The organism is Actinoplanes sp. CA-142083, assembly GCF_050942195.1.
Lineage (GTDB): Bacteria > Actinomycetota > Actinomycetes > Mycobacteriales > Micromonosporaceae > Actinoplanes.
Genome location: NZ_CP192076.1, coordinates 10,149,014 through 10,165,179, shown reverse-complemented (window position 1 = coordinate 10,165,179; position 16,166 = coordinate 10,149,014). Strand labels below are relative to the sequence as shown.

The window sequence follows — 16,166 nt, the reverse complement described above, 5'->3', positions numbered from 1 at the left end:
GGCCCTCCGCCCTGGATGAACGCGCCGCCCGTCGACGCCTACCCCTACGAGGACACGCACGACCTGCGTCAGGGCGCCGACCTGCACCCGGCGCTGCTCGGGCTGCTGCCGTTCGTGGGGCTCTGGCGTGGGCGCGGGCAGGGCGGCTTCCCGGCCGACGAGGATTACAACTTCGCGCAGGAGATCCGGATCAGCCACGACGGGCGGCCGTTCCTGCGCTTCGAGTCGCGGTCGTGGCTGCTCGACGACGAGTCCAAGCCGGCCGGCGAGTGGGTCGTCGAGTCGGGCTTCTGGCGGCCGGTGCTGGTCGACGGGCGGGCCGGCGACGAGATGGAGGCCACCTTCATCACGCCCGACGGCACCGCGGAGCTCTACCTGGGCAAGACGATCGGCCCGACCCGGCTCGAGATGGAGGCCGACGCGGTGGCGTACACGCCGAGCGGCCTGCATGTGACGGGCGGGCATCGGCTGTTCGGCATCGTCGAGGGGGCGCTGCTCTACGCGCACGGGATGGCGGTGGACGGCAGCGAGCTGCGCGACCACATGTCGGCGCGCCTGCTGCGCATCGGCGGTTAGTAGCCCAGGAGGTCGAGCAGGATCGGGGTCCAGCGGGATCGGCGTCGCGGAGCGCCGTCGAGTTCCTTGACGAACGACAGGCCGCGCAGGGCGGAGGCGAGCCAGATCGCGTCCGCCCCGCGCAGCTGCTCGATCGTGACCATGCGGTAGGACGGGCGCAGGCCGGCCGACGGCGCCAGCGAGAGCAGGTGGGCGGCGGTGGTGCCGGGCAGGATCTGCGCCTCGGCGGGCGGGACCGTGCAGAGGTCCTCGCCGGCTAGCCAGACCAGCGACGCGGTGGGTGACTCCAGCGCGTAGCCCTCGGTGGAGAGCCAGAGCAGATCGTCGGCGCCGCGCGCGCGGGCCCAGCGGCGGGCCGCGAAGTTCTCCCCGTACGACAAAATCTTGGCCTCCCAGAGCGACCAGGGCGGTTTGCCGCCGATGGCGGAGCCGAGGCGAGCGCTGATCACCCGCACCCCCTCGCGTCGCTCGCGCAGGGTGTCGGGCGAAATCGGCGAGACCGTGACGTGGTGGGACCGGCGGGTGCAGATGATCCGCAGGGCGCTTTCTGAGATGTCGGATTTGCGGCCATCTAGATCAGGCAAATCGGGCATGGGGACATCGAGGAGCGCCGCCGACCGGGCCAGTCGCGCAAGATGGTCGCCCAGGAGGAAGGGCCCCGACGGGCGCAGGTGGATGGTCTCGAAGACCCCGTCGCCGAACAGCTCGTCCGGCAGGACCGAGAGCGTCACCGCCGGAGCGTAACCTTGTGACGTGTCCGCCACATCGCTAGCCGAGATGCTCCGGGAGCGCGGGCTGCGGCTCACTCCGCAGCGCCAGCTGATCCTGGAAGCGGTGCACGATCTCGGGCACGCCACGCCCGAGCAGGTGCACACCGCGGTGCGCGAGCGCGTCGCCGGGGTCAACATCACCACCGTCTACCGCACGCTCGAGCTGCTCGAGGAGCTCGGGCTGGTCAACCACACCCACCTGTCGCACGGCTCGCCGACCTACCATGCCGCGGGTGAGGATCAGCACGTTCACCTGGTCTGCCGTGGATGCGGATCGATTTCTGAGGTAGACCCGACGGTGATGCTGCCGGTGACCGACCGGCTGCTCGCGGAGCGGGGCTTCCGGGTCGATGTCGGCCACGTCTCGCTCTTCGGCGTCTGCGAGGACTGCAAGGAGTGTTGAGATGACCGTCGTGATGGTCGAGGATCTGGATCCCTCGTCCGCCGACGCGGGGGTGGCCGCGCACTACGGCGACCCGATGCGGGAGCAGCGCACCCTGGCCACCGCGGTCGGCCTGGTCGACCGTTCGAACCGTGACGTCCTCGCCGTGCCCGGCCCCGAGCGCGCCTCGTGGCTGCACACGCTGACCACGCAGCATCTCTCCGACTTGTCAGAGATGTCCGGTTCCGAGCTGCTGGTGCTGTCGCCGCACGGGCACGTCGAACAGCACGCGTTCGTGACCGAGGACGGCACGACGGCGTGGCTGGACACCGAGCCGGGCGCGGGCGCGGGCTTGCTGAAATACCTCGAAATGATGCGGTTCTTCACCCAGGTGGAGCCGCGCGACGCCACGTCCGAGATCGCGGTGCTCTCGCTGGTCGGCCCGGGCGCGGCCGATCTCTTCCCCGATCTGGCGAAACCCCGGGTGGGGGAGGTGCCGGGCCCGAAATTCGCCGCCGGGTCCGTGCCCGCACAAGCCACAAGCCTCTATTCCGTACGGGAGTTCGAAGGCGGCCTGGCCCGGCGGGTGCCGCTGGGCGTCGATCTCCTCGTGCCGCGCGGCTCTCGTCATGAGGTGATCGAAAGGCTCGGCGTCCCGCTCGCCGGCCTTTGGGCCTACGAGGCGATCCGCGTCGAGCACCGCATCCCCCGCCTGGGCTGGGAGACCGACCACCGCACGATCCCGGCCGAGGCCGCGTTCATCCAGAACGCCGTCCACCTCGACAAGGGCTGCTACCGCGGCCAGGAGACGGTCGCCCGCGTCCACCACCTGGGCCGTCCGCCGCGCCGGTTGGTGCTGCTGCACCTCGACGGCATCGCCACCGACCAGCCGCCGGCTCAGGGCACCCCGGTGGTGTCCGGCGACCGCGAGATCGGCTTCGTCGGCACCTCGGTGCGCCACCATGAGCTCGGCCTGATCGCCCTGGCCGTCCTCAAGCGCAACGTCGCCGACGACGCGACTTTGAAAATCGGCGACTCGGTGGCCTCGATCGATCCGGCCTGAACTAACGTTCACGGCATGACCGGGACCGTGATCACTGTCGCTCCGACCGGTGCGGAAGTCAGCAAGGCGGCCGTGCCCGCCCTGCCCGTCACCCTCGACGAGCTGGTGCAGACCGCCAAGGAGTGCGAGGCGCTCGGCGCCTCGATCATCCACGTGCACATCCGCGACGCCGCCGCCGAGCCCACCCTCGACCAGGGCCGCTTGCGCGCCACCGTGGCCGCGCTGCGCGACTCCACCGACCTGATCGTGCAGCTCTCCTCGGGCGGCGCGGTGACCGACCCGGAGTCCGACCGGCTCGCCGTGCTCGACGCCGCCCCCGAGATGGCCTCTTGCACGATGGGCACTGTCAACTTCGGCGACGGCGTGTTCATGAACCGCTGGGAGTTCATCGTCGGCCTGCACGCCCGCATGCAGGAGCGCGGCATCGTGCCGGAGTACGAGATCTTCGACCTGGGCCAGCTCGCCACGCTGCAGCGGCTGCTCGGCAAGTACGGCCTGCCGGCCGGCGGCCACGTGCACGTCGACCTGGTGATGGGCGTGCCGGGTGGGATGCCCGGCACGACCGCCGCGCTGGCCGCCTGCGAGCAGGCCATCCGCGACCTGCCCGAGGGCACCACGTTCTCGGCCACCGGCATCGGCCGCACCACGATCCCGGTGATGCTGGCCTCGCTGTCGGCGGGCGGCCACCTCCGCGTCGGGATGGAAGACACGGTCACGTACGCGAAGGGCCAGCCGGTCGAGTCGAACATGCAGCTGGTGGCCCGCGCGGCCGGGTTCGCCCAGCTCGCGCAGCGCCCGCCGCTGACCACGACGGCGGCCCGGGAGCTGCTCGGGGTCCCCCTTCGATGAGCGCCGCTTCGATGCCGCAGCTTCGATGGGCGCCGCTTCGGTGAGCGCCGCTTCGCCGGTCGTCGCCGAGGTCACCCGCTCGGGCTTCGTGGAGAGCGTCCACCGCGGTTCGGTGGCGGTGCTGGGCGGCGAATCGCGCGGCGATGTCGCGTCGCCGGTCTTCCCCCGCTCCTCGAACAAGCCGTTGCAGACCGTGGGCATGCTGCGCGCCGGCCTCGCGCCGCGCGACGAGTCCGACCTGGCCCTGATCAGCGGCAGCCACTACGGCGAGGCGCTGCACGTGCGCCGGGTGCGGGAGATCCTCGAGGCGGCCGGGCTGAAGCCGGCCGCCCTGCGATGCCCGGCCTCGCTCCCGCTCTCGGCCCAGGTGCGCGACGACTGGCTGCGCCGGCAGGGCGGACCCGAGCCGATCCTGATGAACTGCTCCGGCAAGCACGCCGGGATGCTCGCGACCTGCGTGTCCAACGGCTGGCCGCTCGAGTCGTACCTCGATCCGGCGCACCCCGTGCAGCGGGCCATCACCGAGGCGATCGCCGACCTGGCCGGCGAGCCGGTCGCCGCGATCGGCGTGGACGGCTGCGGCGCGCCGGTGCACGCCTTCTCGCTGACGGGGCTGGCCCGCGCGTTCACCCGCCTGGTCGAGACCGGGCCCGGCACGCACGAGCGCCGGGTCGCCGACGAGATGCGGGCCCACCCCGAGCTGGTGCAGGGCACGGGCGGCGACGACACGGTGCTGATGGGTGCGGTCCCGGGGCTGCTCATGAAGGGCGGCGCCGAGGGCGTGGTGGTGGCCGCCGTGTCCGGGGTGGGCGCGGTTGCCCTGAAGATCGAGGACGGCGGACAGCGGGCACGTACTCCGGTGTTGCTCGATGAGCTGCGCCGTCTGGGTGTCGAGGTGCCGGTGCTGGAGGAGCTGATTCTCGGCGGCGGCGAGCCGGTGGGCGTGGTCCGCGCGGTCCGGTGAGCTGATTCACGCTTGCTGGAGTTAGCATTCTGCTTGCAACAGCTAGCACCCCGAGCTACCTTCGGATGCATGGCCACGCCCAAGGATCTGCCGCAGGACATCGGGAGCTTCATCCGTGACCTGCGGGAGAACGCGAAGATTTCGCTTCGCCAGCTCGCCGACAAGGCGGGCGTGAGCAATCCGTATCTGAGCCAGATCGAGCGTGGCCTGCGCAAGCCGAGCGCCGAGGTGTTGCAGCAGATCGCCAGCGCGCTGCGGGTTTCCACCCCCGCGATGTACCTGCGTGCGGGTTTGCTGGACGGCGAGGGCCAGCAGGGGGTGCTGGCCGCGATCGCGGTCGACCCCGACCTGACGATCGCCCAGAAGCAGTCGCTGTCGCAGATCTACGAGACGTTCCGCAACGAGAGCGCCCGGCGCGAGCCCGAGACCGATCCAGCCGAGGAGACGAAATGACCGACCAGACCAAGACCCGATTCCCCGCCCCGCTCTACGCCGCCGCCGGCGCCGGTGACCTGGCCTACCAGCAGCTGCGCAAGCTGCCGGCCGTGGTGACCGAGCTCAGCGAGAAGGCCGCGGCGTCGCTGCGTACCTACAACGAGCAGGCCAACGCCAAGGCGACCGAGATCCGTAGCAAGGCGCAGACCACCGACTTCGACGCCCTCCGCGGCAACGCGGCGAGCGTGGCGACCTCCATCGCCCAGCTGGCCCAGGAGCGCACCGTCGCGGCGTACACCGCTCTGGTCGCCCGGGGCGAGCGCGTGGTCGGCGCCGGCGTGGTCACCACCGCCGACGTGGTGAACGCCGACATCGAGGCCACCGACGCGCCGAAGGCCGTCGAGGCCGCCCCGGCGCCGAAGCCGCGCAAGCGGGCCGCCAAGCCGGCTGCCGAGTAATTTTCTTGATCCGCAGGCCCCGGCAGACGCTGGGGCCTGCGGCATACACTTTCCGTCATGGCCTCCTCCGCGCCGATCTTCTACATCGACGTTCAGAACTACGTCGAGCTGCTGATCCTGATCCTGTCGCTCGTCGTGCAGGCCGTCGCCCTGATCCACTGTCTGACCCAGCGCGGGGACGGTTTCCAGGCCATCGGCACCCTGCCCAAGGGCGCGTGGGCGGCGATCCTGGCCGTCTGCATCGTGCTGACGCTGCTGGTCAGCGGCGCGATCGGCATCTTCAGCCTGATCGGCATCGGCGCCGCCCTGGTCTATCTGCTCGACGTCCGTCCCGGGCTCAAGGACCTGTCGGACGGCAAAGGCTTCTGGTGAGGCGGTTCGGTCCGCCGCCACCCGACGGCGGGCCCCGCCTGCAGCGCCGCGAGCCGACCGGCCCGCGCTCGGGCCGTCCCACGTTGCCCGGCCCGCCCACCGAGCTGATCTCCACCCCGTCCGGCGTGCGCCTCGAGCAGCTGGTCACCGGCGTGGGCGACCCGGTCACGGTCTTCGCGCACGGCCTCGGCGGTGACATCTCCGGCACCCGCCCGATGGGCAGCGCGGTCGCCGGCCGGCGGGTGTTCTTCCACTTCCGCGGTCACGGTCGCTCCGACGCGCCGGTGGGGCCGTGGACGTTCGGCGATCTCGCCGAGGATCTGCGCGCCGTGGCCGACGTGGCCGGTGCCACCCGCGCGCTGGGCGTGAGCATGGGCGCCGGGGCGCTGTGCCGGCTGCTGAGCGAGACGCCGCAGCGGTTCGAGCGGGTCGTCTGCTATCTGCCGGCCCCACTCGACGGCACCCGCCCGGCGGCCGCCGAGGCGCGGGTCGAGCGCCTGCTGGCCGCGGTGGAGTCGGGCGAGGCCGCCTCGATCGCCGCCGCCGTGGAATTCGAGCTGCCCGCCTCGGTGCGCAACACGCCGACCGGCTGGAGCTATCTGCGCCAGCGGGTCGAGCAGCTGCAGCGGGACGGCCTGGCGGCCGAGCTGACCACGCTGTGGCACGAGCCGGCGGTCGCCGACCTGTCGGCGCTGCGCGCCTTCCAGGGCCGGGCCCTGGTGATCGGCTGCCAGGGCGACGAGGTGCATCCGGTGGGCTGGGCCGAGCGGTTGGCGTCGCTGCTGCCCGGGGCTTCCCTTCACGTGTACGACCGCCCGGCCGTTCTCTGGACAAATCGGGCAGAGCTTCGGGAGCGGGTCTCTTCGTTTCTCAATTCCCCGTAACCTTTGACCCCGGTTGTCCGGTGTTCTCCACGTGCGGCTATCCCCTAAATCCATCTTTTTCGGACTCGTGGCGCTGGGGCTGCCGGTCTCGGTGGCCATCGGCTGGACGCTGGCGACCCCGGCGCGCAAGCCGGCCCACGTCGGCGCGCCGACCGGCACCGGAGGTCTCGGCGCCGGCGCCGGAAGCGGCGGGATCGGCACCGCCCCGCGGCGGGCCGGCTCGCAGCCGCTGACCGAGGTCCAGTACTCGCCTCGCCCGCTGTCACCCAGCGCGGTCGTCCCGCCGGTCGCCTCGGCGCCGTCCGCGGCGCCGTCGCCCACCACCGCGGTCCCGTCCGGCTCGGCCCCGGTCGAGTCGGCGTCACCGCTGCCGACCCTGATCGATCCGCCCGTCCCCACGCCCACCGAGATCACCGTGACCCCGAGCGGCCCCGACGCGCCGTCCGCCGACCCGAGCGCGACCCCCTCACCTGGCGGCTAGCGCCTAAACTCCCGGGTCGTGAACGCTGTTCGGCAGTTCCTGTCCGGCGCCTCCCTTCTCGCCCGCGGGCTGGGCCTGATCCTGCGTAGCCCCAAGCTGCTCGGGCTCGGCCTGCTGCCCGCCGTGATCACCGGCATCCTGTACGCGGCCGCCCTGATCGCGCTGATCGACTTCCTCCCGCAGCTGTCCCGCGGCGTCACCTGGTTCGCCGACGACTGGTCCGAGGGCTGGCGCGACTTCATCCGGGTGCTCGGCGGCGCCGGGCTGCTCGGTGTGTCGGCGCTGCTCGGCAACCTCACCTTCACCGCGGTGACGCTGCTCCTCGGCGATCCGTTCTACGAGCACATCTCCGAGCTCGTCGAGGACCGCTTCGGCGGGGTGCCCGGCGAGGTCGAGGTCGGCTTCTGGCGGTCGCTGGGCCGCAGCCTGGTCGACTCGCTGCGGCTGATCGGGCTGTCGATCCTGGTCGGCATCCCGCTGTTCCTGCTGGGCTTCCTGCCGTTCGTGGGGCAGACCGTGATCCCGGTGATCGGCGCGCTGATCGGCGGCTGGCTGCTCGCGGTCGAGCTGACCGGCGTCCCGTTCCAGCGCCGCGGCAAGCGCCTCGCCGACCGGCGCGCGGTCCTGCGCACCCAGCGGCCCTTGGTGCTGGGCTTCGGCGTCGCGGTCTTCTGCTGCTTCCTGATCCCGCTCGGCGCGGTTCTGCTCATGCCGGCCGCGGTGACGGGCGCGACCCTGCTGGCCCGCACCGTCTTGGGCCAGCCGCTGACCGAATCCACCTCGCGACTCGAGCCATCCGCCCGGCTGGAGCACACCTAGAGCCTGTACCTGTGGACTACCTCGTGGTTGAGGCGGATGCGGCCGCGTCGAGCGCGGGTCTCGCTATGTGGCGATCGCTCCGGGCCGGCGGGACTCGGTCCCACTTGCCTGCCGGGTGTCCCGGTGACTGGGCGAGGAGTCCATCGAATGGGAATCCGGGCTCGCCGGGATCGGACATATCCGTTTATGTCTACCGGTAGCTGATCGAGAACGGCTAGCGATGGTGAGTTCCCGTTAGCGGCAAACGGCAACTCATCAAGATCGTGGGCTGGCGGTGCGGTGCGGTGGGGCGGGCTGGCTGTGCGAGCTGACGGTGGGGCGCCACAGGTCGGTCGGTGGGGCTGGTGGTGCGGTGGTGCGGGCTGGTGGGGCGGTGGCGCGGTGCGGCGGCTGCGGCGAGCCGAAGGCCGAAGTCGGCGCGGCGGGCGGCTGCCACGAACGAGCGCGACGGGCGGCGCGCACGGTGACCACGCGCGGCCCGGGCCATGGCGACCCTGGCCCGCCACGACGAACACCGCGACGGGCGACGCTCACCGTGAGCATGTACGAGGCGCCCTGCGAGGATATGAGCCCGGGGCGTGGCAATTCACGCCGTCGCGTACAGGGCAGGACCGGCCGCCGAGCTCAGCCCGGCGGTCGCGGCACGGGCTGGATTTGAAGGGAGCTCGCGGTGCGCTGCGGGCCGGGCGTCGGTCTGTGGTTGCCGAGCGTAAGAAATCTAGGCGGACTCGCGGATCACCAGCTCGGTCGGTAGCACTACCGCGTCGGCCTGGTGGGGCTCGCCGTTGATCAGGCCGAGCAGTTGGCGTGCCATCGTGCGGCCCATCTCGACTATCGGCTGGCGCACGGTGGTCAGCGGGGGCTCGCTGTAGCGGCTGATCTCGAAGTCGTCGAAGCCGACCACCGCCACGTCGGCGGGCACGCGACGGCCCGCGTCCTTGAGCGCGAGCAGCGCGCCGTGGGCCATCATGTCGGACGCCACGAAGACGGCGTCCAGCTGCGGGTCGTCGGCGAGCAGCGAGCGCATCGCGACGATCCCCGATTCGCGGGTGAAGTCGCCGATCGCCACGTGCTGGGCGAGGCCGGCCTCCTCGAGGGTGGCGCGGTAGCCGGCCAGGCGGTCGATGCCGGCCACCATGTCCTGCGGGCCGGCGATGGTGGCGATCCGGCGGCGGCCGGAGGTGACGAGGTGGCGCACCGCCGAGCAGACGCCGCCGAAGTGGTCGACGTCCACGTACGGGACCGCGGCCTCACCGATCGGGCGGCCGCTGCACACCACGGGAATGCCGAGCCGCACCAGCGTGCCGGGGAGCGGGTCGGCGCCGTGCATGGAGGCGAACATGACGCCGTCGACGTGACCGGCCACCGCGTACCGCTCGACCCGGTCGTGGCTCTTGGCGGAGCCGGCCATCATCAGCACCAGCTGCTTGTCGGCCGCCTCGAGCTCGCCGCCCACGCCGCGGATGATCGCCGGGAAGAAGAGGTCGTCGGAGAAGACCCGGTTCGCCGTCTCCGGCAGGATCAGCGCGATCGACTCGGTGCGCTGGGTGACCAGGCTCCGGGCGGCCTGGTTGGGAACGTACCCGAGCTCCTCGACGGCCCGGTTGACCGCCTCACGGATCGAGGCGGCCACCGACGTCGAGCCGTTGACGACGCGGGAGACGGTCGCCCTGGATACTCCGGCGCGTCGCGCCACCGCTTCCAAGGTCGGCCGCTCCCGCGTCACCAAAGGTCACTCCTCGCTGTCTCCCGAAGCCGGGATGCCGTTGCGGCTGATCACGTTCCGGTACCACTTGGCGCTGTCCTTGAGGACCCGCTCCTGCGTGGTGTAGTCGACGTGCACGATCCCGAAGCGCTTCGCGTACCCCTCGGCCCACTCGTAGTTGTCCATCAGCGACCAGACGAAATATCCGCGCAGATCGACGCCGGCCGCCAAGGCATCATGGCAGGCTCGCAGGTGGCCGTCGAGATACTGGACGCGACGGGTGTCGTGCACCGCGCCGTCCTCGCTCGGTCCCTCCGGGTACGCCGCCCCGTTTTCGGTGATCATCATCGGGATGCCGTCGTAGTCGTCGTGGATCCGCTTGAGCAGCAGCGTCAGGCTGGACGGCTCGATCAGCCAGTTCATGTCGGTCACCGGGCCGTCCGGGTCGCGGTACGCGATCCCTTCGCTGCCCGGCTGGTCGGGCGCCGCGGGCGTGCCGGGCTTCGCCGACACGTACGCCGGCTGGTAGAAGTTGATCCCCAGCACGTCGAGCGGGGCGTTGATGGTCTTCAGGTCGCCGTCCTGGATGTACGACAGGTCGGTGAACCGGGCCATGTGGGTGAGCATGTCCGCCGGGTACTGACCCTTGAGCAGCGGGTCTAGGAACATCCGGTTGGACAGCCCGTCGATGATCCGGACGGCCTCGCGGTCGGCCGCGTTCTGCGGGTCGACCGGGATCGCGACCGCCGGGTTGAGCGTGATGCTGACCGTGCGCGCGCCCGCGTCCTTGAGCGCCCGCGCCGCCAGGCCGTGGCCCAGCAGCAGGTGGTGCACCGCGGCGAAGGCGGCTCCGGGCTCCTGGCGGCCCGGGGCGTGCCGGCCGCTGGCGTACCCGAGGTAGGCCGAGCACCACGGCTCGTTGAGCGTGGTCCACGTCGCGACGCGGTCGCCCAGCCGGCCGTGGACGATCTGCGCGTACTCGGCGAAGGCCTCGGCGGTCAGCCGGTTGGTCCAGCCGCCCAGGTCCTCCAGCGTCTGCGGCAGGTCCCAGTGGTAGAGCGTGACCACCGGGTCGATGCCCTTGCCGAGCAGTTCGTCGGTGAGCCGGTCGTAGAAGTCCAGGCCCTTGACGTTCACCGGGCCGGTGCCGTCGGGCTGGATCCGCGGCCAGGCGACCGAGAACCGGTAGGACGCGAGACCCAGATCCGCCATGAGCGCCACGTCGTCGACGTAACGGTGGTAGTGATCGCAGGCCACGTCGCCGGTGTGCCCGGCGTGGACCCTGCCCGGCGTACGGCTGAAGGTGTCCCAGATGGATGGGCCGCGACCGTCTTCCCGCGCCGCGCCCTCGATCTGGTACGACGCGGTTGCCGCGCCCCAGACGAAGCCGTCGGGGAAGGTGATCCCGGCGAGGGCCGGCTGCGCCGACGTGGACGTGACGGTTGCCGTCATGCGTTCCCCGCTTCCCTGTGTGCTCTCGAACTTAACCGGTTAATCATAGGGGCCGAAACGGCCGCGCGATGTGCCGGTAAGACGAATTTAAACGGGTCAGCCCGTCCGCAGGGCACCGATCAGCCGAGGATCACCGGTCACCACCAGGCGATCCATCCGCTGGCGGCCCATCAGGGCGAGCAGCAGGTCGCTCGCCGAGCCGGTCGCCTGGGCGCGCGCGTGATGGTCGTCGGAGTCCAGGATCGTGCCGGTGTCGAGCAGGGCCACCCCGGGACCGCGCAGTCGCACGAACCACTCGTGACCGGCGTCGGAGGCCACCAGGTGCACCACGCCGTGCAGGTCGGTGGGGCCTTTGCGCTTGCCCGCGGGCAGCCAGGTGTCGAGCACCTCGCTGATCCCGTCGGCCGCCAGCTTGGTCTCGATCGGGGTGGGGCGGCCGGCCGCGGCCTCGGCATCCCAGCGGTGGATCGAGATCTCGTGGGCCATCCGGCGGTGCCAGAAGGCGGCCTGCTTGCTCTGCGGCGCCCAGTTCCACGCCTTGAAGTCGGCCTCGACCGCCTCGAGCGTCTCGATCGTGCCGGTGAGCTCGCGGCGCAGCTCATCCAACGCTTGATCCCACTCCGGACGCTCGCCGTCGCGCTCGGGGCGCGTGGTGGGCGGGTCGGTCGTGCCGCGCGGCACCGTCTCGCGCACCCAGTGCAGCAGGGTGGTCACGTGCTCGACCAGGTCGGCGCACGTCCAGCCGGGGCAGGAGGGCACCTCGGCCCCCGGCCCGGCCTGTGCCACCGCGTCCTGCAACGCGGGGCTGTCGGCCCGCAACGCCGCGAGCCAGAAGTCCTTTGTCGCGTGCAGCCTGTTCATCGCGCTTCTCTCCACTCCACCGGACCGCCGATGAGGTGCCTTGGCCCCCTGAGCCTAGGGTGAACGTCGTGCCTGACGTTAGTCGCGAACGCCAACTCGACACACCCGCGCCTCCCCCCTTGGGTAACGAGGCACTCGGGACTTACACGACGCTACGCCTCGGCGGGCCCGCCGGCACCTTGACGGTCGCCGCCGAAACAGACGAAGCGGTCACTACCGTGCGTAACGCGTACGCGAAGGGAAGCCCGCTCCTCATCCTCGCCGGCGGCAGCAACGTGGTGGTCGGCGATGCCGGCTTCGCCGGCGAGGTGTTGCTGCTGCGCACGCGCGGCATCGAGCCGGTGGAGACACAAGCCGGGAGCGTGGTGCTGCGGGTTGCCGCGGGCGAGCTCTGGGACGATTTCGTCGAGTACGCCGTGACGAACGGCTGGTCCGGCATCGAGTGCCTGTCCGGCATCCCCGGCTCGGCCGGCGCCACCCCGATCCAGAACGTGGGCGCCTACGGCCAGGAGGTCGCCCACACGATCGTGGCCGTCCACGCGTACGACCGGGAGGCCGACTCGATCCGGGCGATGTCGCCGGCCGAGTGCGAGTTCGCCTATCGCTCAAGCGTGTTCAAGCACAACGACCGTTTCCTGGTGACCCACGTCGACTTCCGGCTCGCGGTCAGCGGCGACTCCGCGCCGGTCCGCTACGCCGAGCTGGCCCGCAGCCTGGGCGCCGAGGCCGGCGACCGGGTGCCGCTGCGGCAGGCCCGCGACACCGTGCTCAAGCTGCGGGCCGGCAAGGGCATGGTGCTCGACCCCGACGACAAGGACACCTGGTCGGTGGGCTCGTTCTTCACCAACCCGGTGGTCTCGGCCGGCCGCTGGTCCGAGTTGGGCCTCGACGCGCCGCATTGGCCGGCCGAGGACGGCTCGGTCAAGATTCCCGCGGCGTGGCTGATCGAGCACGCCGGCTTCCCCAAGGGCTTCGCCGGCGAGGGCGTCTCGATCTCCTCGAAGCACACGCTCGCGCTGACCAACCGCGGCGCCGGCACGACGGACGCCCTGCTCGCCCTGGCCCGCACGATCCGCGACGGCGTCCGCGACCGGTTCGGGGTCGAGCTGCACCCCGAACCGGTCCTGGTCAACTGCGCGCTATAGCGGCAGCCAGAGGGCCAGCACGTTCGGCGGCTCCCAGCCGGGCAGCGACGTGTGCGACTGGCGGCACTGGTACCGCTTGCCGTTGTAGGTGACGATCTGGCCGGCCGTGTACGCCGTGTAGGGAGCCCACGTCGTCGTCCCCGGGGCGGTGGTCGGCGGGGTGGTCGGGGGCGTCGTGGGCGGTGTGGTCGTGGGTGCGGTCGTCGGTGCGGTTGTGGGCGGCGTGGTCGTCGTACCCGAGGTGAAGCTTTGCATGATCTTGCTGAACTGCCAGGTGCTCTGGGCGATGCCGGAGCAGTTGTCGGCGGCGGCGCCGCCCGGGCAGCCGCCGTTGTCGCGCTGGAGGGCCCAGAACGACAGTGACCGGATGCCCTGGGTCTTGGCCCACGCGGTGACGGTCTGGGCGTTGGCGATCGTGAACGTCTCGGCGGGGCCGAAGTCGTCGACGCCGATCATCTCGATGATGCCGACCATCTGCCAGAGCTGCGCGGTGGTCTTGCCCGGGTACAGCGCCCTGAGCTGGTTGACCAGGCCGTTGGCCGACGTCTGGGTGTCGGTGGCCATGTTGTGCGCGGCGTTGTCGTAGTAGTCGAAGGTCATCATGTTGACGATGTCGATCCGGGCGCCGTTGCTGACCGCGTTGCGCAGCACGGCCAGGCCGTTGTCGGCGAGCCCCGAGGTGGTCGTGGGCAGGGTGTAGCTGAACTCGACCAGTCGCCCGTTCGCGGCCGCCCAGTCCTCGACCTTCTTGATCGCCTTGTTCCGGCGGTCGATGCCGGCCGCGTTGGTCAGCGAGTTGTCCTCGATGTCGAGGTCGAGGCGGGTGACGTCGTAGGTGGTGATGACCTTCTCGAGCTGGGCCGCGATCGAGTCGACGCTCGTGCAGCTGTCGGCGATCTCGGTGCCGCCGTTGTCGGCCGCGTATCCACCGAACGAGGGGATGACGTCGCCGCCGGCGGCCCGGATCGCCGCGATGTCCGAGCCGAAGGTGCTCGACGCGATCGGCATCGAGGTGTCGCCGTTGAAGTAGACCGTGCAGGACCCGGGGCTGGGCGTCTGTACGAAGGCGAGGGTGAGGAAGCGGTTGCCGGACTGGCTGGACAGCCCGGAGAGGCTGTCGCCGTTGTAGGCCTCGAAGTACGGCGCGAAGACGTGGGCGGGGATACGTGAGGTGGTGGCGGCCTGGGCGTCGGGCGAGGCGGCGGCCAGGAATCCGGCCGCGCAGACGACGGCCGCGGCGACCGCCACGAGGGATCGGCGCATGGGGACCTTCTTCGGGGGAAGTTAGGTTAGTTAACCTAACTAATAGAAGGATCCATGGAGACTTGTCAATAGGGTCAGTCCCAGCCGAAGACCTGGGTGTAGTACGGCAGGCCGTTCGGGCCGTAGGCGACGCCGGTGCCGATCGAGTGCGCGCCGCAGTTCAGGATGTTCTCGCGATGGCTCGGGCTGGCCATCCAGGCGTCCATCACCTCGTCGGCGGTGCGGTACCCCCACGCGATGTTCTCGCCGGACGGCTGGGCGTACCCGGCCGCGTGCGAGCGGGCCACAAAGGTGGTGCCGTCCCGCCAGACGTGGCTGAACAGGCCGGTCCGGGCCATGTAGACGCTCTGCCGGATCGAGGCGACGGTCAGCTCCTGGTCGACCGCGAGCAGGCCGCACCCGTTCGCGTGCCGCCGCTGGTTGGTCTTGGTGACCACCTCGGACATGAGCTCGGCGGGGGTGACGGCGCCGGCGGGTGCCTGCGGCGGAAGCGGTGGCGCCGGCACTCCCGCACGCGCCGGCGAGCTGATCAGCAGCAGCAACGCGGGTGCGGCCGTGAGCAGGGCGAGACGTCGTAGCACGGGAATTGCCTCCGGTGTCCGGGGGCGAACCTTATCGCCCTCCAGGGATATCGCACCCGTTTCTCGGACGTACGTCCCTTTTTTGCTCGAAAACGGTATTGGCGTACGCAAAAGTGTCAGGCTGGTGGGATGGCCCGGCGCACCCGTCTCAACGGCCTCTTCGTTCCCCGTTTCGGATCCGTGCGGACCGCCCCCGCGCGGCAAATAGCTCGCTAGACTGTCACTGTCCGTAAATAGGCCGTGACATCACGCTATCGTGGGTTTTGCGCGGTTAATTCGTCCGCCTCGGCCTGATCCGGACCTGGACGAGCGAGGGGTTGGGGGCAGGGTGAGCACACGATGAGTCGCCTTCTCGTCGTCGAGGACGACCCCGACATCGCGCTCGCCCTGCGGTTGCTGTTCAGCCGCGCGGGCTACGAGGTGGCGCACGCCGGCGACGGCCGCACCGGCCTCAAGGAGGCGTACGCCGAGCACCCCGACCTGGTCGTGCTCGACGTCGGCCTGCCCGAGATGGACGGCTGGCAGGTGCTCGAGCGGCTCCGCGACGTCTCGGACGTCCCGGTGCTCGTGCTCACGGCGCACGGCCAGGAGGCCGAGAAGGTGCGCGGCCTGCGCGGCGGCGCCGACGACTACCTCACCAAGCCGTTCGCCAACAACGAGCTGCTCGCCCGGGTCGAGGCCCTGCTGCGCCGCTCGTCCAGCGGGCAGAACAGCTGGGCCAGCCAGGTCTACGACGACGGGCTGGTGCACCTCGACCCGACCAAGCGGCGGGTCTACGTCAAGGGTGACGAGAAGCGGCTGACCCCCACCGAGTTCCGGTTGCTCAACGCCCTGGTCCGGCACGCCGGCGCGGTGCTCTCGCCGAACCAGCTGCTGACCCAGGCGTGGGACGACCCGACCGGCATCGGTCAGGAGCGGGTGAAGTTCGCCGTCCTGCGGCTGCGCCGCAAGCTCGGCTGGTCCGATCCCGACGAATCACCCATCGAGTCCGTGCGCGGATTCGGCTACCGCTACCGCCGGCCCGGCGGCGAGTCCTGATTTCCGTCGTCTTGGTCACAGGTGGTCTCAGATGACTGGCGCGCCCGTCGATGAGAGCTGTGGAAGCC

General features: G+C 71.0%; 18 protein-coding genes and 1 pseudogene. 13 read left to right on the top strand and 6 right to left on the bottom strand.

Going from position 1 to position 16,166, the window contains the following annotated elements; translation table 11 throughout:
- Nucleotides 1–15: 15 nt before the first annotated feature.
- Complete coding sequence (locus tag ACQPZX_RS47055; protein ID WP_433385922.1) at nucleotides 16–576, top strand: FABP family protein; 561 nt, start codon at nucleotides 16–18, stop codon at nucleotides 574–576.
- Here the strand turns inward: ACQPZX_RS47055 and ACQPZX_RS47050 are convergent.
- Nucleotides 573–1,307 (bottom strand): aminotransferase class IV, encoded by a 735-nt coding sequence (locus tag ACQPZX_RS47050; protein WP_433371229.1) that lies wholly within the window; start codon nucleotides 1,305–1,307, stop codon nucleotides 573–575. The genes ACQPZX_RS47055 and ACQPZX_RS47050 overlap by 4 nt on opposite strands.
- Before the next feature lie 46 nt (nucleotides 1,308–1,353).
- Here ACQPZX_RS47050 and ACQPZX_RS47045 point away from each other — a divergent pair, with 46 nt between their 5' ends.
- The 10 genes and pseudogenes from ACQPZX_RS47045 (at nucleotide 1,354) to ACQPZX_RS47000 (ending at nucleotide 8,053) form a co-directional block, all read left to right on the top strand.
- Nucleotides 1,354–1,749, top strand: a complete 396-nt coding sequence (locus ACQPZX_RS47045) for a Fur family transcriptional regulator (protein ID WP_378965771.1) — start codon at nucleotides 1,354–1,356, stop codon at nucleotides 1,747–1,749.
- A gap of 1 nt (nucleotide 1,750) precedes the next feature.
- A complete protein-coding gene (locus ACQPZX_RS47040) occupies nucleotides 1,751–2,791 on the top strand; it encodes a YgfZ/GcvT domain-containing protein (RefSeq protein WP_433371226.1) in 1,041 nt (346 codons plus the stop codon).
- A gap of 15 nt (nucleotides 2,792–2,806) precedes the next feature.
- Nucleotides 2,807–3,640, top strand: coding sequence for a 3-keto-5-aminohexanoate cleavage protein (locus tag ACQPZX_RS47035; RefSeq protein WP_433371223.1), 834 nt, complete (start codon nucleotides 2,807–2,809; stop codon nucleotides 3,638–3,640).
- 25 nt (nucleotides 3,641–3,665) lie between these two features.
- A complete protein-coding gene (locus tag ACQPZX_RS47030; RefSeq protein WP_433371220.1) occupies nucleotides 3,666–4,604 on the top strand; it encodes an asparaginase in 939 nt (312 codons plus the stop codon).
- Between the two features lie 69 nt (nucleotides 4,605–4,673).
- Nucleotides 4,674–5,045, top strand: a pseudogene (locus tag ACQPZX_RS47025) (helix-turn-helix domain-containing protein); the annotation flags it as partial.
- Between the two features lie 8 nt (nucleotides 5,046–5,053).
- Nucleotides 5,054–5,497: a hypothetical protein gene (locus tag ACQPZX_RS47020; protein WP_433371218.1), complete on the top strand. Its 444-nt coding sequence runs from the start codon at nucleotides 5,054–5,056 to the stop codon at nucleotides 5,495–5,497.
- A 57-nt stretch (nucleotides 5,498–5,554) separates the two neighbouring features.
- Nucleotides 5,555–5,869 carry a DUF2516 family protein gene (locus ACQPZX_RS47015; RefSeq protein WP_396034664.1) on the top strand — a complete coding sequence of 105 codons (315 nt, stop codon included), beginning with the start codon at nucleotides 5,555–5,557 and terminating at the stop codon, nucleotides 5,867–5,869.
- Nucleotides 5,866–6,753: an alpha/beta fold hydrolase gene (locus tag ACQPZX_RS47010; RefSeq protein ID WP_433371214.1), complete on the top strand. Its 888-nt coding sequence runs from the start codon at nucleotides 5,866–5,868 to the stop codon at nucleotides 6,751–6,753. Before ACQPZX_RS47015 ends, ACQPZX_RS47010 begins: the two co-directional genes overlap by 4 nt.
- 67 nt (nucleotides 6,754–6,820) lie before the next feature.
- Entirely contained in the window at nucleotides 6,821–7,234 is a 414-nt protein-coding gene (locus tag ACQPZX_RS47005; RefSeq protein ID WP_433371212.1) for a hypothetical protein, read from the top strand.
- A gap of 18 nt (nucleotides 7,235–7,252) precedes the next feature.
- Nucleotides 7,253–8,053: an EI24 domain-containing protein gene (locus tag ACQPZX_RS47000; RefSeq protein ID WP_433371209.1), complete on the top strand. Its 801-nt coding sequence runs from the start codon at nucleotides 7,253–7,255 to the stop codon at nucleotides 8,051–8,053.
- A 718-nt stretch (nucleotides 8,054–8,771) separates the two neighbouring features.
- Here the strand turns inward: ACQPZX_RS47000 and ACQPZX_RS46995 are convergent.
- The 3 genes from ACQPZX_RS46995 to ACQPZX_RS46985 form a co-directional block, all read right to left on the bottom strand.
- A complete protein-coding gene (locus ACQPZX_RS46995) occupies nucleotides 8,772–9,782 on the bottom strand; it encodes a LacI family DNA-binding transcriptional regulator (protein ID WP_433371206.1) in 1,011 nt (336 codons plus the stop codon).
- Between the two features lie 3 nt (nucleotides 9,783–9,785).
- A complete protein-coding gene (locus tag ACQPZX_RS46990) occupies nucleotides 9,786–11,210 on the bottom strand; it encodes a GH1 family beta-glucosidase (protein ID WP_433371203.1) in 1,425 nt (474 codons plus the stop codon).
- A gap of 96 nt (nucleotides 11,211–11,306) precedes the next feature.
- A complete protein-coding gene (locus tag ACQPZX_RS46985; protein ID WP_433371200.1) occupies nucleotides 11,307–12,071 on the bottom strand; it encodes a maleylpyruvate isomerase family mycothiol-dependent enzyme in 765 nt (254 codons plus the stop codon).
- 119 nt (nucleotides 12,072–12,190) lie between these two features.
- On the opposite strand from ACQPZX_RS46985, the gene ACQPZX_RS46980 reads away from it, so the two are divergent.
- The gene (locus ACQPZX_RS46980) at nucleotides 12,191–13,216 is read left to right on the top strand and encodes a UDP-N-acetylmuramate dehydrogenase (RefSeq protein ID WP_433385920.1); all 1,026 of its coding nucleotides are present in this window, start codon (nucleotides 12,191–12,193) and stop codon (nucleotides 13,214–13,216) included.
- Here the strand turns inward: ACQPZX_RS46980 and ACQPZX_RS46975 are convergent.
- Both ACQPZX_RS46975 and ACQPZX_RS46970 read right to left on the bottom strand, forming a co-directional pair.
- Nucleotides 13,211–14,479 carry a carbohydrate-binding protein gene (locus ACQPZX_RS46975; protein WP_433371197.1) on the bottom strand — a complete coding sequence of 423 codons (1,269 nt, stop codon included), beginning with the start codon at nucleotides 14,477–14,479 and terminating at the stop codon, nucleotides 13,211–13,213. The genes ACQPZX_RS46980 and ACQPZX_RS46975 overlap by 6 nt on opposite strands.
- 74 nt (nucleotides 14,480–14,553) lie before the next feature.
- Nucleotides 14,554–15,060: a CAP domain-containing protein gene (locus ACQPZX_RS46970; RefSeq protein WP_433371194.1), complete on the bottom strand. Its 507-nt coding sequence runs from the start codon at nucleotides 15,058–15,060 to the stop codon at nucleotides 14,554–14,556.
- 339 nt (nucleotides 15,061–15,399) lie between these two features.
- Between ACQPZX_RS46970 and ACQPZX_RS46965 the strand changes: the two genes are divergently transcribed.
- Entirely contained in the window at nucleotides 15,400–16,098 is a 699-nt protein-coding gene (locus ACQPZX_RS46965) for a response regulator transcription factor (protein ID WP_020513053.1), read from the top strand.
- The last annotated feature ends 68 nt before the right edge of the window (nucleotides 16,099–16,166 follow it).